The organism is Shewanella sp. SM101 (assembly GCF_025654465.1).
In the GTDB taxonomy this organism is placed as follows: domain Bacteria; phylum Pseudomonadota; class Gammaproteobacteria; order Enterobacterales; family Shewanellaceae; genus Shewanella; species Shewanella oncorhynchi.
On record NZ_JAKKRH010000025.1, the window covers coordinates 1 to 22,986 of the forward strand.

A 22,986-nucleotide genomic window follows, 5' to 3' on the forward strand; every position below is an offset into this window, starting at 1 on the left:
TGGTGTGTGGTGTGCCACCCTGGCGTTCTAGTTTTAACTGTCTCACCCATTTATCCATAGTGGACTTACCTACGTTCATCGCCTTTGCAGCTTCGATGATGCTATGGTTTTTATCGAGGACTAATTGGGCTGCTTCAAGTTTGAATTCAGCACTAAATGTTTTTCTGGTTGTCGATCTCATGTGTTCACCTAAAGTCATCTACGAGGTAATAATATCACCTCTATTTAGGTGGCCAAAATTAGTGTGCCACTACATTCCATCCATTTGAGTATGCTCAGGCGCAAGTATAGGCCGTACATACAACGGGAGCTCTAATGGTCTTTCTTGGCGATTATTTAAATCACCATGAATGATTATAGAAGCCATTGCTGTACCATGAACCTGCTCTGAAGGAGATTGATAAAACTGTTCTAAATCATCAGCATCATCAATTATCAGCATGCCTTTCAAAGCGTTATGATTTGATAGAGGTAGGCCATCCAGAAGGGCCACTACTGGTTGTTGATATCCCGGTGATGGGCCTTCAAAACGTTCTGAATCAGTAATGAGTTGCTCTTCTGCAGTGATAATCTTTGGAGTAATACATTGACCTAAAGGCCTAAAAAACATAACCTCATCACATCTCATTAATTCCAGTGCGGCGCCACTCGATTCGACAACATCCCTCACTTTACTTAGAGGTAATAAACCGAGTAAACCATGATAACCTATCCCATCATGGACAAAGCTTTTCGAAATACTTCCACCACACCCTAAGACGACACTTCGAATATGTCCTTCAGCTTGCCCTCTTAAAAATCCAGTTGGTCGATACCAAAGTTCTATTTCAAAAGGAATAGACTCATCAAATCCTAGCTCTGCATCCTGTAATTTATGTTGCCAATCTTCAAGAATATAGGTGCTTTCCAGCCTATCCTTGGTATCCCAAAATCTTATATCTGCGAGTTGTAAGAATGCATCTCTTAATGGTGTAAACCCTGCGTCAATTTGGCCTGTTGCAACATAACGCTTCCACATAGCAAGGAGTTTATGTAACCCAGCTTGATTACTCATCGCCAAGTAAGCATTTTTGACAACTGACTTAATTTTACCATTCTTCTCAATGTAAAAATTATCATCCTTAAAGTCTCTGTCGACTATGTGTTGAGCTAAAAGCTCAAAACCTTGAACTTTAGCTAAAGCATCAGCCAAGTTCTGTACATCGCCAGCGACCTCAAGAACGAGAACTCTTTCAGGCTGCATACCTTCAGGTGAATAAGAAAGTTGAATATGTTCTGCGAAGTGCTTCTCTAAACGTTCTACTTTTGGAATAATGCGCGCAGCTTGTGCACCCACTCCCGGAGTTATTGGAGCACCGCCCCTCCCTTGCAATTTCCCTCTTATTCCATCCGTTTTGGGTTTGTTAAAGGTAAGAATCGGCTTCATATCCATATGCAACGTCCTTTACTACTAATAAGTTATTATTTGTTTTCAGTCTTATAACGGTTGACCCAAAAGGATAGGCAATGAGAAGTAATTTCTTTTAGATTGTTTTCACTGTCCGGAAGCCCGAGCACGTACTTTCTTTGAACATCTAATGCAAACTCTTCCAACTCAGCAAAGCTCAGTCCTGATAATTTGCGCGCCAATGTGCTTGGAGCCAACCCTAAACTATGGCCAATTCGTTTTTCAAACTCTTCAAACCACTTTGTCGCCATCCGTTGAGTTGGGCTAGGTATATTAACTTGAACCTGAAAGCGTCTCCAGATAGCTCTATCAAGCATTGACTCATGGTTGGTTGCACCCACGACAACAACATGGCTTGGCAGCATATCAATTTGTTTCAGAAGTGAATTAACCACACGTTTCATTTCGCCATTGTCATTTGCATCTTCGCGTTCCTTACCGATCGCATCAAACTCATCAAAGAAAAGCACACAACGTTGGGTTTTTATATGCTCAAATAGCTTATCGATTTGCTGTGCTGTTTCACCAAGGAAACGATTAATAATGCCCTCATACTTAACAGTAAAGAAAGGGACTGACAAATGATTGGCTAAGGCTTCTGCCAAGGTTGTTTTGCCATTGCCAGGAGGACCTGACAACAATAACTTATGACGAGGCTCTAGATTATAGGAACGAAGTAGATCTCTGCGAGCATGCTCTTCAACTACCTCTTGGAATACAGAGATCACATGATCGGGAAGCGTTAGATCTGATAGAGTTTTTTGGGCGTGAATTTCATAGAATGCATTTTGAAGGTCTGCATTATGAGTAAATTTTCTAGTCTCAACTGTCGCGGTGCTTGTAAGAATATTTCTTAGCCTATCCGCTAAATGATAATGATGACGAGCCTTGGCTTCAGCCGCAATTGCTTCTGCTGTTTTTTTAAAACGAGGAAGGTCACCCTTTATTCCCGTTTCAACCAAATTTAAAACCAAATCAGCTCTAGCCATGATACACCCCAAGTTACTACGTCCTGTAGTCTATCAGTAAGAATATGAAGAAAATACATATATATCAACTAGACATTTTAATTCATTTAAAGAATAATTTCCATAATTTCCACAAACCCTATAAACACATGTTTTTACTAAGTGAACCTGAAGTCATAAAGCTTGCCATGAAAAAATCAGGCTTGAAACAGGCTGGTTTTGCGAAAAAAATAGGCAAGAGTCAGGCTCAAGTATCAAAATACATATCAGGTGATAGCAAACCATCCACAGAAATATATATTCACTGCATGAATATAATCAATTCTAGTGAACAAGGAGATGAAAGCTTGTTGGATCTGATTAATGAGGTATCAAGATTAGACGGAGATAAGCATAAACATATACGCAATGCTTTAGTTGAAATGATAAAAGCCTACAAATCAGCACGTTAAACAATTGATACGTATATTCGACTTGCCCATTTTTCAATGTCCTCTGGGGTCAACGCTCCCGCTTTATTTGACTTCTGGTGCGGTATCCATGAGTGGTTTCCCGCCCCTACAAGCTTGTCTAAATGCTCCTTAGGCCAAGACAAGGAAGCCTTTAGCAATTGCTTTTCTATCTCATATAGGTGTGACTCTATGTCACCAATTGCGCTGGCACGGATTACTTTTGTCGACAACGCCTTACTGGAATCAGATGTATCAACCTCCAATAGGTAATAACCAGTTGTTTCTACAGTGATATGAGTGACCGACAAGCATCTAGGGTTACCGTCCGTTTCCAGAATATGCCTTTTGCATTTACCAATGGCAGGCAGTTTTCTAAGTGGATATTTTACGACCTCACAGCCATGCTTTTTCTCCAGAAGATCCAACATCGCAAAGTAGCTAGTAAATTTGTCTAAATACAGATGAGCATCGTCCGTTTGCTCTTTCAAATTATCCCATTCAGCACTCGGTAGATCACCGTTTGGCCCCTGCTCTTCAGTACTGACATCGCTAGAAGCTTCACTTGGTTCCTCCGCGTCTTTTTTACCGCGGCCCACAGACTTTCTTTTCTTACTGACCTTAGATGTTTGCACTGCTCGGTCAAACTCAAACTCCGTAGTATTTTCACTTATCATGACCGGCTTATTATCACGACTTCCCTCTGCGGTTTCGTCGATATCATGATTAGGTGGGCGATCAGCTCCTGTTCTGGCTGCTCGGCCCTGTCCGTTTACTTGGGAATAAAATTTGGGGCTGAAAAATTCGATATATTCCGGCAGATCGGTAGGTATATTTAAAATGCTGGATATTTCATAGACAAACAGGGTATTAGTCTTGAGATCAAAATGCCCCTTCAGTTTCAACTTAGCTCCTTTTAGCGCAGGAGGGTTAAACCTAAAGGCCCAACGCCGGTATTGCCCCACATCGTATCCATCGTTCAATTGGTAATTGCCGATACTCTCATATGAAGGCCTAGCATCTTTGTCCATCAGCAACCAAGCGATTAATCGACGATAACCATAATCATTGAATAACTCCCAGTTTCCAGAAAAAGTTTCCAGTACATTGATGATGGTCTTATCACCATCTTGCTCAAGGGAAAACTCATTACTCAATAGATCGTGAACTACCGAAGAACGGGCTAAATAGGCATTATGGAAGAATAATGCTCGCGCCAACTCAAACTGAGGTAGGTACACCCTAGTTCCGTCAGTCAGTTGAAACACAAAACAGTATTGACCTAATTCCTTGGGTAATCGTCTTTCAAGAGCAGGACAATTTTCGAGCTTATCAACTTGCCAATTACTGGTTGTAGAGATTTTAATCGTCTTTTCAAAATCTTTACGATAATAGTCTTTGGTCGGATTAATGATGTGCTTACGTATAAGGATAGGTGCATTAGAAAGGATAATTGCATCAGGGCCGTTATCTTTACTTGGATAAATACTGAGGTTAATTCCCCATTGTTTACTATCCTTTTTACGGAATAGATCACCGATACCATTGATCCAAGTATCGTCTTTAAATCCCTTAAGATGCGTTGTACCGTTCAAATCCCAATAATTTCCTTTAGAAATAGACTTGCTTGTTCGGTGAGGCGTTCTTCGCTAAGTCCTGATTTTCTCAAAACTTGCCAGCGTTTGAGCGGCTCGTCATCCAACATAAGAGATATAACTGTTCCGGTTATTCTTCTTATTTGATATTCAAAGATATTTTCACAATAACGATCAAAAAACAATCTGCACAACGGAAGTAGTTTCAAGTGTTTTTCAATACTAGCCTTATGCTCAAGCTGGTTTAGATACCAGTTTATTGAACGTCTGGGCATATCCTGCAGTAACTCGCTCAATTCACGAATGCGTATCAGCTTTTTAACTGTATCTCGATCTCGTCTCTGCCAGTCAACTTTTGCTTTATGTTTTGGTTGCGGCATTTGATTAACCTGATTTGTTTTGAGTAACCAATCTCTGTCACGACGATAAAGCCAAGCGTAAAGATCATCAAAACCATTGAGGCGTGCTTGCTTGGTTCCTTGTATTTCTATGGCTTTTCGCCATCGATTGCGACATTCATTCAGTAAATGTTTATCTGTTCCACTCAGTATCTTGCTCGATTTTTTCTTATCTGGCTTGAGCCGCATAACAGTATCGATGACACTTGCCAGCTTCCATCTAGGTTCTAAGAAGGCATGAAGTACAACTAAATGCTCTAAGTAGCTAAAAGCCTTACGGTGTTTACGAAATATACTTTTAAGCCAATTAGCTTCGTCATCATTTGGCATTAGCCCATATCGGGAAAGCCAGTTTGTGCCCCAAAAACTGAGGACTTTGTCACGGATAAGGTCATGACGTATAAAAGAGCCACGAGTGCATAAATGGTTAGCTGCTAGATTGGCGTACCAAAGACTCCATTGTGAGAACTCTGGTGCAAGCACAACACCTAGGTTCAATAAGTCATTAATACTTTCAGCAAGCAAGTTGTATTGCCATTCACCTTGAAGCTGTTCAACCTGAGGGCAGATAGTCAAATCAGCGACTAAAAACTCATGCCTATGCACATCGTGGCGAAATATTTGTGAATCTATGAGCTTGCCATGAACAAGGCAAATTTCGGAACCAGCAACTTGCCAATCGCGCCGCCAATAGCATTCTCCATGTTTGCTTAACTGCTCGAGCATACAAGCTGGACAATATCTTAGGTATTTAGGCTGTCTTATACGCGAAGCCGCCACCCCGACCGAGAGATGAACAGAACTTTTACTGTTTGCCGTAAGCTCCTTAACTAGAGCTATCCGTTTTATTTCGCCTACGAAAGATGCATACAAAGGAAAAAGAGTATTTCGATAGAGCAAATCGAGCGGTGTAATCTCAAGTTCTTTAGGATAGAGTGCTGCGATATGTTGTAGGTGCGATGGCAAATCTGACGAAGCAATGATCTTAGTATCACTGAATACTTCAAATAACAGCTCCTTCGGCGAAGCTATGCCACAGTGGCTCCCATGCCTCGCAATAGTGCTGTATAGCAGTTCATCGCGATAAGGCAAAGGAAAGCCCAACATATCAGCCTACTTTCTTCAGCCACTTAGGCACGTCGAACAATTCTTTACCGTATTTCAACTCTTCGTAAAGCCGCCCTTTGCCAGCCTGAGAGAATTTGAACCTCAAATCTTCGGAAGGCAGTGTATGCCAATCCGAGGGCTTAATAGTCTGAGTTTTGACCTTTTTAGGAGGTTCGGAAGGCTTCGAATACCAGTCCAGAATAATTCTGCTTAGCTCAGGAAGAGACAAATTGGGATGCTGCTTGAAAGCATTAATAATCAGTGGCTGCAACAATGCAGAGTCGCATCCCATAGCCTGTAACATGGTATTCAGCCGCATAGCTTTCTCATCACCGGCAAAGGCCGCTTCATTTTCTTTTTCGCCCTGCCGCTCTTCAATTAATCTCCTTAGCTCAATAAGGCGCTTATCAATCCCAGGTAACTGTAAATCTGAATATTTAACGATAAGCTGAGGATCATCTCTACGTAAAGCGTCCAACATGGGATGTACTGGCTTTAACTCTTGCTCATATACGGTCCGCAACAATTTAGTGGTGATCCGCTCCAACCCTGTAGAAATAGCTCGCATCTGTGCAAGCACAAATATTTTCACGACTATATCAATTACACCCTGTGACAAATCAAACCAACAATCGCGAATTTCGTCACTCAACACCTCATCACGATTACTCAACCACTGGTATTGCCAAAGCTTGTCAGTAAATGCCTGCCATTCGGTTCTTCTCGATTTTCCTGTAGTCGGATCTGTTTTAACTAAACCTTGTTGCATAGGCTCCCAAAACAGCGAACCGAACCCAGCACTGCGTCGACCAGCCTGAAGTTCCATTTCAAATATAGGCCTAGCTTTAGGCGTACCCACCATCACAACTGGCACCCCAACCACGTTTACAAGCGCAACAAAAAACTCCAGCATCGCTTCTTTGCTTATCGAACGCTTCAACGTTAATCGTTGAATTTCATCTATGACCAAAACACCTATTGCCCGCTGTGTTGCCACCTGTCCCATAAGAGAAAGCAGGACTTCTGTACTATGGCGTTTGCGTGCATACTTTTCCTCATACCCAGTATGGAGGGTACGATCAACTTCGCGGAAAAAATTTAGGCATAAACTCTTCAACGAGCCATCTGACGGGCATTCGATTCTCAGATAGGGCATCTGAATGAAGTTATATTTTTTGTGATAAATGACTTGCGGATAAGTCGCGAGAATACGATTAATAGTCGAACTCTTTCCGCTACCAGAACAGCCAATCAATGACATGCTCTTTGCCGTCGAGTTCGATTGTGTAAAACGAAAATCGTTCGTAGCTCCTGACATAATCCTTTGGTAGCCTTCCTGCATCTTCTGATTCAGGGAACCGTCCGCTATATTACGCCCCACATAACCACCGCGGATCATGACCGATATTTTCTCTTCTAACTGCTTGTGAATTGACAGTGGCTGAAAAAAATCATCGAGTAGAGCACTAATCTCGTGAGCACGTATATGTCCCTTTACATAACAGTCCTTAGGGTTGAACTCCACCTTACCTGTTAGCTTGACCTTAAGGTCTTGTAAATCCATTATCGGCGGCAGAGCCTCTATCAGCGGATTGCCCCGATAGCGTTCGAGACCAGGATCGATGTAAACGGCCTCGACAAAGTTATCTGGTAATGACATCAGTCATCCTCCCCAAACAGTTCATCGATATAATCGGGATAATCCAAGTCCGGCTCAGGGTTTACAAGGTGGATCACCTTACCTGGCTTTCTATTATCCTTTGTAACGGGATTGTGCGCCTTCTCAGCTCTCTCCCTGGCCTTTTCTTCCCGCTTATTCTCGTTGATAGCACGTATCCGCTCCGCATTGGAGATCCCCGAAGTATCAGGTGCAGTCTTCTCCGCTTGAGCTATCTTATCGATGACAAATTGCTCATGTTGCCGTTTCTTTGCCTTAGACTGCACACGAGCTTGCCCAGTCGTCATTTTCTGCTCATCACGAAGTTGCCATACATCCCAAAACGAAGCGCCTTGAAACTCTCTTGATCGGTCAGCCAAGTTGCATACCCAATACTTGTTATTACCCTTTTCAGGAAAAAGGTAAATTCTATCGGCAACAAGTGGATCGTAAGCAGCTTCCATATTGGCTGGACGCTTCACATCCTTCCCTCTATGCGTCCAACCCAACTGCAGCAATTCAGAAGACGTATAGTAAATACCGAATAGGCAAACTCCCAACTCAGATAAAGTGGCCGTTTTTCTTGGAAAAAGGGCGATACGAAGCGCATCTTCATCAGCTTGGTGCAAGCGTCCGGTTCGATGCTGTAAACCCCAGTTCCACAAGTGAATAGGGGTTGTAGACAGATCAGTCGGCATATCTGAATCTCTGTCATACTTTTCAAGTATTGCGTACTGATTATGATAAAGCACTGATGAGATAATGATCTGAGAAAACTCTTTTACCGTTAGCTTCGCGTCTAGCCGATAGTCGTTTCCACCTCGTTTTTTTACCATAGTACCCGAGACATAACCTGGTACAAACGGACCAAAGGAAGCCTGAATAGTTTTGAAATTACGTTCAACAATACCTTTTGCATCACCTCGGTAGGGCGGCGTATTTTCTATTCTGACTGCAAAATTGCTCTCTAAATTCTCAATCTGATGACCTAGTAGCTCACCCCTATCAGCTAGAATGGCATCCGGTAGGCCTACACTAGGCCAATCCTCCGATGCAATATCAAAACCCAACGCTTTGCAGTATGACGTTTTATCGGTAGCAGCCATAAACAAAGCCTGCATAGCTGCAGCATAGGAGGCATTTTCAAAACCAATATAGAAACCAACAATCATTCGGCTGAACACATCAATAACCATATAAACAACGGGACGGCCGACGATGTTTGCCCTCTCACTATCTGATACAAGATAAAGATCAGCTATGGTGGCATCTATCTCGTAACGAGATCCTGGTCCAAGCACTTGAGTATTGGCAGTACTATGAAGGGGCCTGATATCTTTATTATATTCAACGTTCGACACACGCTTTCTTAGCTTTTCAGGTTGAGAATACTCGCGCTTGTAGAAGTGCATCATCTGCCAGTTACTGGGCAATTCTTCTTGAGGCGTATCAGGAAAATAATTTAAATACAGAGTCTCGAAACGACGATGAGCATAAGGGAACGAATGGCCCTTATCTTTCAAGAGATAACGGTCAATTGCGATACGAAAAAGACGTTCAATAAATTCATCAATTTTAGCCCCGGTTCCTGGCTCATATTTACGCGGACGCCCAAGCTTTTTATCCTTGGCCACCCGGCGTTTGCCCTTGCCACCGGAATTTTTATAATCAGGTAATAGAGCGTTCGGCGTCTGCCCACGCTGCCAGTAACGACGTGCCAGCCGATATAGCGTCTGTTTAGTTGAACCATGCTCAGCAAGGATGCCTTTGATAACCGCCCCGCGGCTTTGAGGCCTATAAAAGTCTGGTAGAGCAAGCAATGGTTTAATTAATGCGTAGTTTGTATCGCGCTTGGTTCTAGCAACACCACCTTCAATAGGTGTTTCGAAGGAAAGTTCTTTATACGGATCATTTATACGTTCAAGATTTTCCTGATCAATTGCCCTTATCAGTTCGCTCGTCAATATTAATTCAGGAAAAGCAGATGCGTCATCGATATCTATCCATACCAAATACTCGCCGAGTTGCTGCAGAACTCGATATCTGCGCTCACCAAACTTAAGAACCTCATTGATTCGAAACAAGGTATGCCTCCCTGATAAAACCTAGCTCTCCAGCGTTCAAATCACACGCCTTGAGTTTGGTGGTCGGAATGAAGATATCGAAGGAGAAATAGCGCTTGGCCAGCAAGCACCTTACTTCGTAAAGCGATTCGCCGAGCGGCAGATCGTAAGCCGCATCCAATTCCTTGCACAAGGCGAGTACCGTCTTATTAGGATTCTTTTTGAAATGATGAGCATAGAATTCGATCTGCTGCAGTGCCAACTCTACGTCCTCAGTTTCTTCCCTTTGTGCCGAATAGAGCCATTTGATGTTTCTAGTCACCACATCAGGCACGTTTTGTTCTGTTATCAGATACCAAGGCAAGGTTTTCTCCTGCCAATAGAGACGCTCGAGTTCAACTTTTTCGACAGTTCTCACATCACTCAAAGCCGAGGAATGCTTTGCCTGCAATACAAACCTTGACTCTTCTTCATCGGTAGAATCGACCAAAAAATCCGACGACATGTACTGATCAATACCCGCGATATTTGGATGTTTGATCCCAGCGTCGCTCGCCAGTTGGCGGGTGATATCGCGCTCAAGCGGAAATTGCTCGCGGATCTGGGTGACTTCGCAGTGCCACTCCAGCATAAGGAATACTGAAAGCTCGAGATCGGAAAACAGGTGATGGGTTCTTTGTGATTTGTGGCCAAATACACGATGAACACGCCCTAAAGATGGAAAATCCCTAACAGTTAACCAAGGTTTGTAGTCTGCATGCAGGCCACTACCTCGACCTTCCTTTATCCATTTGGCAAATTGCTGCTCTGAGCAGCCCTTTAATCGTGAAGCCATAAAAAAACCACCGATATTAGCTCGTTAATCGAGCATAATGACGATGGTTTTAGTATGCAACTTTATTACCTCTCTTTTTTAGGGCTGATGACCTTATAGTACTATCAACCTAAACGGTAATATTGGTGCTTTCTTTTTGAGTTATGCTTCCAACTTTTTGCTACATCAAAGACATGTGAAGGGTAATCATCCCAAGAATCTGCTAGCAGTTTCCCACGAGCAGCACGAAGTTTAACTGGATACCCCTTGCATTCAATCAAATGCATAAAGTAAAAACTTTTCTCTTGTTTAGTACTAAAATATTTATGTAAACCGCTACGAATAGTGGGATATCGCCACCATAAATATTTTGAATGTTCCTCATTTATAGTCTGTATGTAATGTGATTTTAGCTTTTTCATACACCCTCCAGGTTTACGTTACCTAGAAGGGGTCCTCTTCAAAATAGTTCATAAATTCACTCTTGCTTATATAATATATAAATCAGGCCCAATGACGGCCTGGACTCCCAGGCTCCAAACCAACTGGACCACCTAAAGCACCTTGCAACTTTCTCTTTCTCTTTCTCTTTCTCTTTCTCTTTCTCTTTCTCTTTCTGCACCATGCTATCGCAATTTTATCAAACACATCTGCTGGAATTTCAGCGTCCAGCCTTCCGAAAAATTTACCCTCAGCATTTGTAGTGGCCAACTAAATTTGACCACTACATTCTTATGTCATTGCAGGGAAACGATAAGGTGGACTACATTACAATTTCAACGATTCACCATCTTCAGGAATTAATACTTGTTTTTCTATGCCTTTTTCTTCCACGAACTCCCTGAGCTCTTTACGAGTCAATGCTGCGTGATTAACCGTATCCATATGCACAGCAATAATGTTCGCTTGAGGAGCATGTTTAATAGCCCTTACCGTATCTTCTTTCCCCATGATAATTGAGCCTTTAAGATTTTCCATTCGAGCATCACCAGTGTTAAGCACAACGAATTCAGGCTTAAATTTATGTAACGCATCCTCCACTTCATCGCGCCAAATAGTATCACCGACAAAATAAACAGTGTTGTAGTTGTCAGCCTCTAATATGACGCCCATAGCCTCTCCTAGTGCTTTAGCTAACGCTGGGATTGCATACATTTCATCCGTGCCATGCTGCCCACCCGTTTTGGTTAAACTAATGCCATTGAACTGAGTTTTAATTCCTAACACGCGCACATCTTTAAAGCCTTGAGCGCGAATAGTATTTGCATCCTCTTCATTTTGAACAAATAAAGGCATCGTTTTAGGTATTACACTTTGTGCTGCATCATCCCAATGATCAAGATGTGTGTGAGTGACAATAACAGCGTCTACATTGTCAATTACAACTTTAGCTGACATGGGTAAATCGATCATTGGTATACGTATTTCACTACGGTAAGTACCGGCAAAACCAGGATAAGTATCTTTCTCTGCCAGCATAGGGTCGATTAAGAATGTTGTGTCACCATAAGTGAGTTTAGATGTTGCATTTCGAATATGCTGAAAGTGAATCTGCTGTGGTTCTGCATGCAGCGTTGGAGCCGATTCAGCTAGTGCATTGGTGCTATTTATTATGGTTGCAAGCCCTAAGGTAAGTAGGATGGTGATAGCTTTGTTTTTCATAATGTATCTCTTTGGCGGTTGATTAATATGAGACATTATCTTCGGTATTTACGAGAGGGAATATTGACCCAAGTGACAAATGTCGAAACAATTGGGCCAAATAATGATATGACGATCCACTTGGGAGCACTTTGCACATGCAAGTACCAACTGTCGCTTTGATTCTCTACCCTCACTTCAGCGTGTTTCATGTCGCTGTGCCTCAAGCTGTTTTTTCGATGCAGCCAGATGGCAAACCCATTTTTGACTTAAAGATAGTGTCAATTGATGGTAAGCCACAACACTCTGACAATTGGATGACAGTTCAGCCTGATGGTGGATTAGAACTCGTTGAGTTGGCAGATATAGTTGTCATCCCTGGGTGGCATGACCTAGACAGTACGCCTGCTTCTAATATTTCTGAAGCATTGGTTAGAGCTCATGAAAGAGGATCTACTGTCGTGGGGCTTTGCTATGGTGCTTACGCATTAGCCTACTCAGGGTTATTAGATGAAAAAGAAGCTGCTACTCATTGGATGGCAGAGGATGATTTTACTGTTCGTTTTCCAAATATAAAGCTAAATACGAATGCACTTTATGTTGAAAGCGACCGTGTAGTCACGTCTGCAGGTACAGCCGCTGCTTTAGACTGCTGCTTGTATATTGTGAGGTCTTTTTATGGGACAAAAACAGCGAATAAAGTTGCGCGCATCTTGGTTGTACCGCCACACAGAGAAGGCGGTCAGGCACAATTTATTGCACAACCTATCCCAAAATCAACTCAAGATGCAGAGGTCAATCGGTTACTGGATTATTTACGTGAAAACCTCGACAAACAATATTCCATTGCTGATTTAGCAGACCAATTATTTATGAGTCGCCGTACCTTTACTCGGCATTTCAACAACGCTACCGGTATGTCATTTGGAAAATGGCTTGTAAGCACTCGTCTGCAACGTAGCCTTGAGCTTCTTGAAAGTACAAGACTTTCTGTAGAAAAAGTGTCTGAAATGGTTGGTTTTCAGACTGCAACGTCATTTAGGCAACATTTTAATCAACGTTTTCACGTTAGCCCAAGTGCTTGGCGTAAAACATTCGCAGGAAGTTAATGGTGTTCAGAAAATTAACAAGCACTAAATGAAATAGCTTTTCCCCAGCTGGCATCCGTTAACATAAGTCTTTGCATGGCTTGAGGTTATAGTTACTTTTGGCGAAGCAAATTATAACGTCTTGCCATACTGTCTGAAAATCACCGGCCAAAGATCAACAGACCCTAGCTACTTCACTTTATAATTTATTGCGTTGGATAAGTTGGTCTGGAATGGTTTCACCCCATTTTCCCATTGCTTCAAGAACATCTCGTAGATTTTCGCCTAAAGTAGTTAATTCATATACCACTCGTGGCGGCGTTTCGGCATACACAGTGCGAGTAACAAGTCCGTTAGCTTCAAATTGCTTTAATCTGTGGGTTAGGGTATGTGCACTAATTCCATTCAGGTTATTTTTCAGTTCGGTAAAACGAAGGGGGCCATGTAACAGCTCTCTAATGATTAACGTTGCCCATGGGCCATCCATAAGTATTAAAAAACGCGCGACTCCGCAGCAAGGCGTTTCTCTGTTATTCATACTTCTCTCATTTTTGTAAGTTATTTCTAATAGTGCATTTGACGTAACCGACTTAACGTCTGCACTATTATCACTCTGTTTAAATTATCATTACTGGAGTATATATGAAATACATTATTCATGGAGCAACTGGTGCCCAGGGATCGCCTCTTTTTAATAAGTTGATTGAACAAGGTGTGGATGCTGTTGCTGCTGTGCGCGACCCCACCTCTCTTAAGGGTGTTCCAACAGTCACTTTAGACTTAACTTCCATAGACTCTCTTATTTCTGCTTATGCTGGTGCTGATGGGATATTCGTTCATTTACCAATTGGTCCTGAAGTAATGCGTAGTGAATTTGCACATAATATAGCGAAAGCGATTATGGAGGCTAAGCCTGCCCGTGTAGTTCTTACAACTAGTGGTTGGCCCTTAGGTATCCCTGGAGATAAAAACGCATTGCCCACTCTGATTAATGAACTTGAGAAGACGAACGTCTCTTTGGCTATCATTGCACCGCAGTTATATCTTGAGAATTTGTTGTTGCCAATTGTTATTGGACCAGTGAAAGAAGATCATAAACTCCCTTATCCACTTCGTAATGATTATCCAGTTTCTTGGTGTTCTCATCTTGATATTGCTGATGTCGCAGCAGCTCTTCTTCGCAATTTTTCTGTAACAGGGATTGTGGAAGTGGGCCAATTGCCAGCCATCACTGGTAATGACCTAGCAGATGCATTTGCTGACTATTTTGGTCATGATGTTAGCTTTCAAAGCCTTACTCCTGATGAGTTTGGTATGAAATTAGCTATTTTGTTTGGAGAAAGTACCGCAACAGAGGTTGTAAAAGGATATAAAGCAAAAGCATTAACTCAAGATTCAGCAATCAAACAAGCTATGAGTGCGCAAGTATTATTAGGAATTACACCACGTACCATAGGACAGTGGTTAAGAGATATAAATATTTGACTATCTGATAATCAGGCCTATACATTAATATGTAAAGGCCATAAAATTCTAAGTAACACCTAAATTATCACCGAGTGGCTGTGTGAGAAATTCTTTATTAAAGACTATTAAACCAAATTTAACATTATATCTCAAGAGATAGTCCATCATATTTTTCCATATCCAAAACTTGTACACAAAGCTTGCCCAATACACTTTTAAATAAGGTCGCAAAAAAAGTAAAACGTTAAACATTTTTATTCGTAAATCAGATAATAACTATATCTCTATCAAATAAGTGAGCATCAGTTAAGTATGTTTCGCTAGATGAATTTCCATCACCATTTATGTAAAACTTTAGTTCTTTAATTAATCTTGTTTAATGGGAATTCTCAATAACTTATTGCAACCTTGGATCGTGAAGATTTCAACAAATTTTTCAGATGAAAAACCTAATTAAATTGGCAATAGATTCTTCCATGATAACATTAATTAAAAACTGTCTTATAGAAAAATCAGAAATGAACATTGTAACCGTCATTCCGCACCTAATTTAATAATTAAAATAGTGTGATCCAGTGATCATTTCTCAGTGAAAAAGACGATACCATCTTGACCGCGAACGACAGTTTTGATCTATTACTGTTATTTGACGGTCTCAAAATATGTCGACTCAACCTATTATTAAGCGCTTGGATCACCTTGGCCTCATTGCCGCTTTTTGTCATGAAATCGGCCTGCCACAGATGATAGATGCGGTCATTCCTAAGTATTCCGACCACCATGTTTCTCATGGTGACGTTGTATTGGCCATGATCCTTAATGGACTCGGCTTTCACAGCAGAACGCTTCACATGTTCTCTGACTTTTTTAAGACCAAGCCCGTGTCTAAATTGCTCGCCAAAGATATTGATGCACATCACCTGACCGATGACGTGCTAGGTCGCACCTTGGATGCCCTGTACGAAGCCGATGTCTCCGCGCTCTATCAAGTTATTGCACAGCGCGTTGTTGATAAACTCGGCCTGACTACGGACGCTGTTCATCTGGATATCACGAGCTTTCACGTTGATGGCAAGTATGCGCAAGATGAAGAGACCAATGTGATCCAGCTTGTGAAAGGTTATAGCCGAGACCACCGTCCAGAGCTCAATCAAGTGGTGCTTGAGCTCATTTGTGAAAACCAAGCTGGCCTTCCGGTTTATATGCAAGCGCTCAGTGGTAACACCAATGATGCCAAAGCATTCGCCGAAGTCACTCGCCATCATATTCATTGTCTAAAAGCGGCACAAAATAGCCGTTACTTTATCGCTGATGCCGCGTTGTACACAGAAGAGAGCATCGCCTCGCTAGATAAACAACAGCAAAAGTTCATTACCCGAGTGCCGATGACCATCAAACTGGCAAAGCAAGCTTTGCTTGCCTTAGAGCCAGAGCAATTAAGCTCGATGGGCAACGGCTACTCAGGGTGCTGGATAGATTCGGACTACGGCAAGGTGACTCAACGCTGGTTGCTCGTTCACAGTGAGCAAGCGACAAAGCGAGAAGAAATCACCTTCTACAAAAACTTAGAGAAAAACGTCGCTAACGAACTCAAAGCGTTAGATAAAATAAGCAAGCTCCCCTTCGCTTGCGATGCCGACGCAACATTGGCATTCAACACCTTCAAGAAGCAATGCCAGCTACTGGGATTTGAACAAACCATTATCATCAAAACGCCGACTTACTCGAGTCCTGGTCGCCCAAAGAAAAACGAAAAACCGACTGGATATCAATATTTCATCGAGGCGCGACCATTTACCGACCTAGAAAAAGTAAAGTTGGCAAAACTTAAAGTCGGCATGTTCATCCTTGCAACGAATGACATCGCCAGCGAAGCGCTAACAATGGAAGCCCTTCTCAAGCACTACAAATCGCAACAAAAAGTCGAGCGCGGGTTTCGTTTTCTAAAAAGTCCGGAGTTCCTAACTTCTTCAATATTCTTGAAAAAACCACAGCGTATTGAAGCATTGCTGATGATAATGACGCTGAGCTTGCTTGTTTACGCCAGCTTAGAGCACAAAATCAGAGAACAACTCACCCAAACCGAAGCGTTTTTCCCGAGCATGGTAAGCAACAAACCGACGACAAAGCCGACGGCACGCTGGGTGTTCTTGAAGTTTGAAGGTATAGATATCTTGGAAATCAATGGCCAACGATTCATCACAGGGCTTCAAGAACATCAAACTCGGCTTTTAAAACGGTTAGGTAGCCTCTACGAGGCAGTTTATTCCTGAATTAGGTGCGGAATGTCGGTTGTAAAAATAGGTTACATGTTCACCTAGGAATTCAAGGAAATCGTAAAGTAAAATCTAATAGTTCTGTATCCACATCATGAATTAATTCACTTAGTTAAATGCTAAACACGGCCTTGTTCTCAGAGAGTCGAACTCAACCATTATTAATGGCAATCATATTATTTACTTTAAATTTTAGCATGTTATTCGATTTGCACCCACTAGCGTCCTCTCTACCTAATGGACAAGGTGATAAGTTTTTTATAAACTTTGAGTTAAAAAACATATAGTTACACTCCTTTTTTAACAATCCATTTTTACGAAGCTTGGCCAGCATAATATCTAACTTAATTATACTTATATGTAAAATGTCCGATATTTCCTCTCTAGTTAGCTTGACATCAACTTTAAGCCATTCATCCTTAAAGTTACTGTTGAACACTGTTAACAAGTCAAAAACTAACTTTACTAACTTTTCGTCAGGAGAGGACGTTAGTAAAAAAATTGCCAAAGCCGTTTGTCTTTCCATGAAATAGTTTGAACTAAACATAAACTTAGTAAAAAGATTAATATTTGTGTGAGATAAATTGTTGATTAATCGTTTATCTATAAACGTTACTTTACTATCCCTCGCAACTATTATTTGTTTGCAACAAGTACATTTATCCTCTAAGAGCAAATGATAATCAGTCAGCCTACCTGGGATTATTGCATTTACAAATTTTGGTCTAGTGTAATCGTTAGTCCGTTTGGCATATAAAAGAAGTCCATCGTCTAAATATATAAAATTGTTTAACAACAACTGCTTACTTATCGAGCTTCCTTTGGATAAAGTCTTTGTTACACCATTTTCATATATAAAATCCACAATGCATTTTTCAACTTTTTCGGGGAAAAATATTGTCGACTGTTCCCTCATTCTTGCGTTTAGATCTACTGCGTTCATGATAAAGCCATCTAATAGTTACCACGTATATTAATTATAATAATTAAAACAAACTTTAAACATACCACTTATCAATTTTATATTTATAAAATCGTGACACAACCGACTTTCCGCACCTGATTTAGGAATAAATTTGCCGATACCGTTCGCCTAACACGTCGAGAATGATCTGCTGGTCCACTGTGAGTCCTGTGACTTGAGGTGGCGCCTCTCCCAACTGGTACTCGTGCACCCCGCCAAAGCGTAAAAAAATCCACCGCGCAGTCGGTTTTTGCGTGGGTTTCTTTTTCATGTCCGCCACACTCCGGTTCTGCTCTACTAAGCCCTGCCGGATCCGGTGCTCCAGCGCCGCATAAATCATCAGGCTACAGGTCATCACCATCAGCAACGCTTCGATACGTTCCGGTTTTTTAAGATATAACGAGGAGGTTAAAAATTCGGGACTTTTCAGAAACCTAAAACCACGCTCGACATTCTGCTGGGCTTTATAGGTAGCCAACAGCTCAGCCATGGTGAGCGTTTCACTGTGATCATTGGTCGCGAGGATGAACACCCCTGTCTGGTTGCGCGCCTCAGCCACCCGCGCCAAGCTACTTGCGGCTAACCCCTTGATGTGAAATTGGTAGTTCACCGGCATTTCACCCTTTTGGGGCCTTCCGCGCCCTGCATAGATAGGTTCACTCACGACTTCTGCTTCTAGTTGCAGCAGATTTAAGCTGACAGCAAAACGGGCTAATTCAGCCTGCGCATCGGTCTCGCAGGCAAAACGCTGGGCACATAATTTGTTGAAGGCTTTCAGTTCACGCGTGCTGTCTTTCAGTAGGTTTTTGGCTAATGTTTGCTGCTCACGGTGGCTGGCCTGTTCGCTGCGCACCAGCAACCAACGCTGCGCGACGTCGGCATAATTGGCGCTTTGCCAACAGCCATGATAGCCATTGCCCAGCGCAACCAGCGACTGGGTGCCAATGGTTGCCACGGCTCGCTTGGCTTCATTGAGGGTGACAGGCACACGAGTCACGAACAACTGTTGCTGTTGTGCCAGTAGTTGCAAGGTGTCGGCGCAATACAGCGCCGCATCGCCGACCAGATAACGACTCTCCTGCGCGGCCTTGAGACTGCTCAAGTGGCGCCGTACCGTCTGGGCAAAGGCCTTGGTATCATTAATATTACCACTCAAGGCTTGCATGTAGATGGGCAGGCCGGCCTGATTTTCACAGATAAGCTCCAGGATAACCTGGTTTAGCTCTGGCCGATGGTCGCGGCTATAGCCCCGTACCAATTGCAACTTACCGAGCTGCTCGCCATCGGCTTGGTCATAGGCGCCATCGACGTGGAAGCTGGTGATATCGAGGTGTACTGCAGTACTTTTGAGCCCCAATCGTTCAACGACCTGCTCCGCCATCACCTGATAAAGCGTGCTGACATCGGCCTCAAAGAGGGCATCAAGGCAGCGGCCGAGCACATCATCATTGAGGTCATCGGCACAGATCCCCGGGCCAATCAGGCGTTCTACAGGCTTGTTGGCAAAGAATTGCGGGAACATGTGCAAGGTCGAACTATGAAAGCCAAGACCGTTCAGTATCATCGCCACCAACGCTTCACCATGTGAGACTTTGTAGGGCGGCGTTTTGGGTAGCACCGCATCAATCATGCGAGCAATGCCGAGTTCTTGGCAAAGTGCAGCGACCAAACCAAGGTGGTCGAGGTTACGGATAGAGATAGCGGGAGCGGCCATGATGAATTACCTGCAAAAGAGAGTAATAGATCAGAATGACCGATCGCCGTCAAGTTTTTTAAATCGAAAATTAGGTGCGGAATGACGGACACAACAGACACTTGATAAAAATGCGTGATGGCAATCAAAAAATTTAATCAATGGAATTTGTGACTAGCATCATCATTTATCATACAACTTCTATATGCGTATATACATATTTCTAACTAATTTATGCTTAAATCTTAAAGCGTCAAAGACATTCGTTAAATAAATGCTGATGTGCTTTTTACATACTTAAATTGATCACATTTGCAGTTATTAAATACGGATAAAAATAATGAGCTTAAGTGCTTAAGGTTAATGGTTTGCAAAATGTGGTACGAGGCTTAATAATGAAACACTTATTATCAGCAATACTGTTGATTAAACTAATTCTTTTCATTCCTTTAGCATATTCTACACCTTGGGATAGCCTAACAACTGAGCAGGTTAAGTCGACCCTGGAAGAGAAGTTTACCGCAGGTAAATATTCGCCTAAAGGTGCAGATTCTTGCCTAGTGTGTCATAAGAAAAATGACAAAGTGATGGCTATTTTCGATGGCAAGCATGGTGACATGAGCCATTCCAATTCCCCCATGGCGGGATTGCAGTGTGAGTCTTGTCACGGCCCTCTAGGTAACCATAACAAAGGTGGCAAAGAACCAATGATCACCTTTGGTCAGGACAGCAAGTTATCTGCCCCGACTCAAAATACTGTGTGCTTGGGTTGTCACCAAAATACCGCCAAAGTGGGTTGGCATAATAGTTTGCATAATCTGGAGGAAATCGCCTGTGCATCCTGCCACCAGGTACATGTGGCTAAAGACCCTATCTTAGATAAACAACAGGTTAACCAAGCTTGTACTTCATGTCATACCCGCGAAAAAGCGGATATGAGTAAACGTTCATCCCATCCCTTAAAGTGGGATCAGATGACGTGCATCGATTGTCATGCGCCTCACGGTTCATCAAATGAGAGCGCCCTCAAAAAAGCCACAGTAAATGACACTTGTTATAGTTGTCATGCCGAAAAACGCGGCCCCTTCCTATGGGAGCATGCGCCCGTCACCGAAAACTGCTCAACCTGCCATAACCCTCACGGCAGCGTGAACGAGGCCCTAGTTAAGCAACGTGTGCCGCAGTTATGCCAACAATGTCATGCCGACGATGGCCATGCGAGCCGTGTGGTTAGCCAACCGAGTACCAATGCTTTTGGTGCGGGTATGGGTTGTTTGAATTGCCATAGCCAAATCCACGGCTCCAACCACCCTGCTGGCAGCAATTTTGCGCGTTGATTAAGGAGTCTGAGATGAAGTTTAAATTGAATTTAATCACCATTGGACTGCTTGCCGCCTCTGCAAGCGTTAACGCCGCAGACTTTTCGGTTAAGCAAGCCAATACCAGCCTGGTCAACACCAGCGCCTATCAATGTAAGTCCTGTACAGTAAAACTGGGCTATCAAGGCGAAGTCAATACCAATGTTGGCTGGGCAAACAGTGACGATATCCACTCAGGTAATAGCTTTGGCGACAGTGATGCGGGCTGGCGCGGCAGTGTCGGTGGCGATGTGAGTTATCGACAAGGTGAATACCAGGCAGTGATGAAAGCCGATGAACTCGGTTCGGACAACGGTTATCTGCACCTCGAAGCCGCCAAGAACAATCTGGGCGGCATCCAACTCGATTACAGCATGATGACTCGTTATGACGCCACTGCCCAAACCCAATTATGGCATAACAATGGGTTGCTGCTACCCGACAGTCACACCCGCTACCTTGACCTTGAATTACAGCGTGAAAAAGTCGGCATCGGCCTTGAGGGTGAGTTAGATGCGCTGCTTAACGGCCTCAAGGGCTATATCAACTATGACCAAGAGGATAAAACGGGCAATCGTCGCAGCAGTTTATTAGCCAACTCAGGCCCAATGAACTTTGCCTTGCCCGTCGATGCAACGACCCAAAATATCAATGCGGGTATTAGCATCGACCAACACCAATGGCAAAGCGAACTGGCCTATAACGGCAGTTATTACCGAAATCACATTAATCACTTAAGTCTACCCTATGCCGATAATGTGTATGCTGCCACCCCAGATAACGATGCTCATCAAGTCTCGTTAACGGGCCAATACCTACTCGGCACGAACGTGATTAACGGTCGCCTCGCTACTGGCCGAATGATTCAGGATGACAATCTTATCCAAGTCAGCGGCAATCCCCTGCAAAGCTGGGATGGTGAAGTGGAGACCTTAGACGCGCGTATCGGCTTTAGCAGTATGCTGAGTCCCCGTTGGCGCCTAAACAGTCAGCTGGATTACAGCGACCGAGATAATAAAAGCTCTACCTGGGATTTTGCCCAATTTGAAGTGGACAATGTCAGCGGTGCTTTTAAGCAAAACGTTGCGATGGATATTCAGCGCACTAACTTCAAACTGCAGAGTAGCTACCGTTTCAACAGCGACTATCGTTTACTCGGCGGTTTTGATTACAAAGCGGTGGAACGTAACTATACCGAGCGTGAAGAAACAGAAGACAGTGCGCTGTGGGCCAAGCTGAATATCCGTGTCATCCCTAAAACTGTGGTAGACCTTAAAGCCAGTTATGAAACCCGTGATGGCTCAACTTACGACAGCCTGGAAGCCACGTCCATCGAGGAAAATCCGTTGTTACGCAAGTTTTACCTTGCAGACAGAAACCGTAATGGGCTCGAACTCAGCGTTAATCATACCCCCCTGCAATGGTTAACCCTTGACTTCGATGCCCATTACAACAATGACGACTACGATGACACCCTCATTGGTTTAACTGAGGTGCAGGACTACGGTTACAACGTACAACTCAGTGCGCAGCTCTCCAACAGATTCAACGTTTTTGCTAGCGCAGGGCAACAATGGATTGAATCTGACATCGCAGGTAGCCAAGCCTATTCCACCCCAGATTGGTACACCAATATCGACGATGAGTTTATCGACCTCAATATCGGTTTCACCTACGACGGGCTGATGGATGACCGCTTAAGCATTGGGGGCAATTACCAATTTGCTAACTCAGCGAGTGACACCCTAATCACCACGACCACTAACCAGCCTTACGGCGATTACTACTCCTACAGCCACAACTTTGAGCTGTATGGCCGTTATGCCCTGAACAACAGTATGGGACTAAAACTGAGCTATCAGTACGAACGTTACTACGATACTGACTATGCCGAAGTCAGCCCCCATGCCGTTCCGGGATTAGTGACCTTGGGTGAGCTTAATCATAACTACAACGCGCATCTGCTGATGTTGACCTTCAGCTACATGCTGCCTTGATTTA

Annotated in this window: 19 protein-coding genes; 6 read left to right on the forward strand and 13 right to left on the reverse strand. The window is 43.1% G+C overall.

Annotated features, from left to right (window positions below; all coding sequences use genetic code 11):
• The 3 genes from L5M38_RS14450 to L5M38_RS14460 all read right to left on the reverse strand — a co-directional run.
• Nucleotides 1-181: transposase (locus L5M38_RS14450; RefSeq protein WP_263179512.1), on the reverse strand; the 181-nt coding region annotated here is incomplete at its 3' end.
• Between the two features lie 69 nt (nucleotides 182-250).
• A complete protein-coding gene (locus tag L5M38_RS14455) occupies nucleotides 251-1,432 on the reverse strand; it encodes a hypothetical protein (RefSeq protein ID WP_263179514.1) in 1,182 nt (393 codons plus the stop codon).
• A 29-nt stretch (nucleotides 1,433-1,461) separates the two neighbouring features.
• Nucleotides 1,462-2,436 carry an AAA family ATPase gene (locus tag L5M38_RS14460; RefSeq protein ID WP_172591449.1) on the reverse strand — a complete coding sequence of 325 codons (975 nt, stop codon included), beginning with the start codon at nucleotides 2,434-2,436 and terminating at the stop codon, nucleotides 1,462-1,464.
• Between the two features lie 44 nt (nucleotides 2,437-2,480).
• Between L5M38_RS14460 and L5M38_RS14465 the strand changes: the two genes are divergently transcribed.
• Nucleotides 2,481-2,867 carry a helix-turn-helix domain-containing protein gene (locus tag L5M38_RS14465; protein WP_172591450.1) on the forward strand — a complete coding sequence of 129 codons (387 nt, stop codon included), beginning with the start codon at nucleotides 2,481-2,483 and terminating at the stop codon, nucleotides 2,865-2,867.
• Here the strand turns inward: L5M38_RS14465 and L5M38_RS14470 are convergent.
• The 7 genes from L5M38_RS14470 to L5M38_RS14500 form a co-directional block, all read right to left on the reverse strand.
• Complete coding sequence (locus L5M38_RS14470; protein WP_172591451.1) at nucleotides 2,864-4,459, reverse strand: Tn7-like element transposition protein TnsE; 1,596 nt, start codon at nucleotides 4,457-4,459, stop codon at nucleotides 2,864-2,866. The genes L5M38_RS14465 and L5M38_RS14470 overlap by 4 nt on opposite strands.
• A complete protein-coding gene (locus L5M38_RS14475) occupies nucleotides 4,456-5,964 on the reverse strand; it encodes a TnsD family Tn7-like transposition protein (RefSeq protein ID WP_263174188.1) in 1,509 nt (502 codons plus the stop codon). Before L5M38_RS14475 ends, L5M38_RS14470 begins: the two co-directional genes overlap by 4 nt.
• Nucleotide 5,965: 1 nt before the next feature.
• Nucleotides 5,966-7,624 carry an AAA family ATPase gene (locus tag L5M38_RS14480; protein WP_263174190.1) on the reverse strand — a complete coding sequence of 553 codons (1,659 nt, stop codon included), beginning with the start codon at nucleotides 7,622-7,624 and terminating at the stop codon, nucleotides 5,966-5,968.
• A complete protein-coding gene (locus tag L5M38_RS14485; RefSeq protein WP_172591454.1) occupies nucleotides 7,624-9,705 on the reverse strand; it encodes a Mu transposase C-terminal domain-containing protein in 2,082 nt (693 codons plus the stop codon). The genes L5M38_RS14480 and L5M38_RS14485 overlap by 1 nt, the downstream gene beginning before the upstream one ends.
• A complete protein-coding gene (locus tag L5M38_RS14490; protein WP_172591455.1) occupies nucleotides 9,689-10,519 on the reverse strand; it encodes a TnsA endonuclease C-terminal domain-containing protein in 831 nt (276 codons plus the stop codon). The genes L5M38_RS14485 and L5M38_RS14490 overlap by 17 nt, the downstream gene beginning before the upstream one ends.
• A 104-nt stretch (nucleotides 10,520-10,623) precedes the next feature.
• A complete protein-coding gene (locus tag L5M38_RS14495; protein WP_172591456.1) occupies nucleotides 10,624-10,920 on the reverse strand; it encodes a hypothetical protein in 297 nt (98 codons plus the stop codon).
• A gap of 346 nt (nucleotides 10,921-11,266) precedes the next feature.
• Nucleotides 11,267-12,160 carry an MBL fold metallo-hydrolase gene (locus tag L5M38_RS14500; protein ID WP_263174191.1) on the reverse strand — a complete coding sequence of 298 codons (894 nt, stop codon included), beginning with the start codon at nucleotides 12,158-12,160 and terminating at the stop codon, nucleotides 11,267-11,269.
• 137 nt (nucleotides 12,161-12,297) lie between these two features.
• Here L5M38_RS14500 and L5M38_RS14505 point away from each other — a divergent pair, with 137 nt between their 5' ends.
• Nucleotides 12,298-13,248, forward strand: a complete 951-nt coding sequence (locus tag L5M38_RS14505) for a GlxA family transcriptional regulator (protein WP_263174192.1) — start codon at nucleotides 12,298-12,300, stop codon at nucleotides 13,246-13,248.
• 178 nt (nucleotides 13,249-13,426) lie between these two features.
• Here L5M38_RS14505 and L5M38_RS14510 read toward each other — a convergent pair whose 3' ends face one another.
• Nucleotides 13,427-13,765 carry a winged helix-turn-helix transcriptional regulator gene (locus L5M38_RS14510; protein ID WP_172591458.1) on the reverse strand — a complete coding sequence of 113 codons (339 nt, stop codon included), beginning with the start codon at nucleotides 13,763-13,765 and terminating at the stop codon, nucleotides 13,427-13,429.
• A 104-nt stretch (nucleotides 13,766-13,869) separates the two neighbouring features.
• Here L5M38_RS14510 and L5M38_RS14515 point away from each other — a divergent pair, with 104 nt between their 5' ends.
• Nucleotides 13,870-14,712, forward strand: a complete 843-nt coding sequence (locus tag L5M38_RS14515) for an SDR family oxidoreductase (protein WP_263174194.1) — start codon at nucleotides 13,870-13,872, stop codon at nucleotides 14,710-14,712.
• 644 nt (nucleotides 14,713-15,356) lie between these two features.
• Complete coding sequence (locus L5M38_RS14520) at nucleotides 15,357-16,967, forward strand: IS1634 family transposase (protein ID WP_263179515.1); 1,611 nt, start codon at nucleotides 15,357-15,359, stop codon at nucleotides 16,965-16,967.
• A gap of 154 nt (nucleotides 16,968-17,121) precedes the next feature.
• Here L5M38_RS14520 and L5M38_RS14525 read toward each other — a convergent pair whose 3' ends face one another.
• Both L5M38_RS14525 and L5M38_RS14530 read right to left on the reverse strand, forming a co-directional pair.
• Nucleotides 17,122-17,913, reverse strand: a complete 792-nt coding sequence (locus tag L5M38_RS14525) for a Crp/Fnr family transcriptional regulator (protein ID WP_263174195.1) — start codon at nucleotides 17,911-17,913, stop codon at nucleotides 17,122-17,124.
• Nucleotides 17,914-18,034: 121 nt separating this feature from the next.
• Nucleotides 18,035-19,648, reverse strand: coding sequence for an IS1634-like element ISShes12 family transposase (locus tag L5M38_RS14530; RefSeq protein WP_011715680.1), 1,614 nt, complete (start codon nucleotides 19,646-19,648; stop codon nucleotides 18,035-18,037).
• Nucleotides 19,649-20,022: 374 nt separating this feature from the next.
• Here L5M38_RS14530 and L5M38_RS14535 point away from each other — a divergent pair, with 374 nt between their 5' ends.
• A complete protein-coding gene (locus tag L5M38_RS14535; protein ID WP_218737739.1) occupies nucleotides 20,023-20,964 on the forward strand; it encodes a DmsE family decaheme c-type cytochrome in 942 nt (313 codons plus the stop codon).
• A gap of 14 nt (nucleotides 20,965-20,978) precedes the next feature.
• Complete coding sequence (locus L5M38_RS14540; protein ID WP_263174200.1) at nucleotides 20,979-22,982, forward strand: MtrB/PioB family decaheme-associated outer membrane protein; 2,004 nt, start codon at nucleotides 20,979-20,981, stop codon at nucleotides 22,980-22,982.
• The last annotated feature ends 4 nt before the right edge of the window (nucleotides 22,983-22,986 follow it).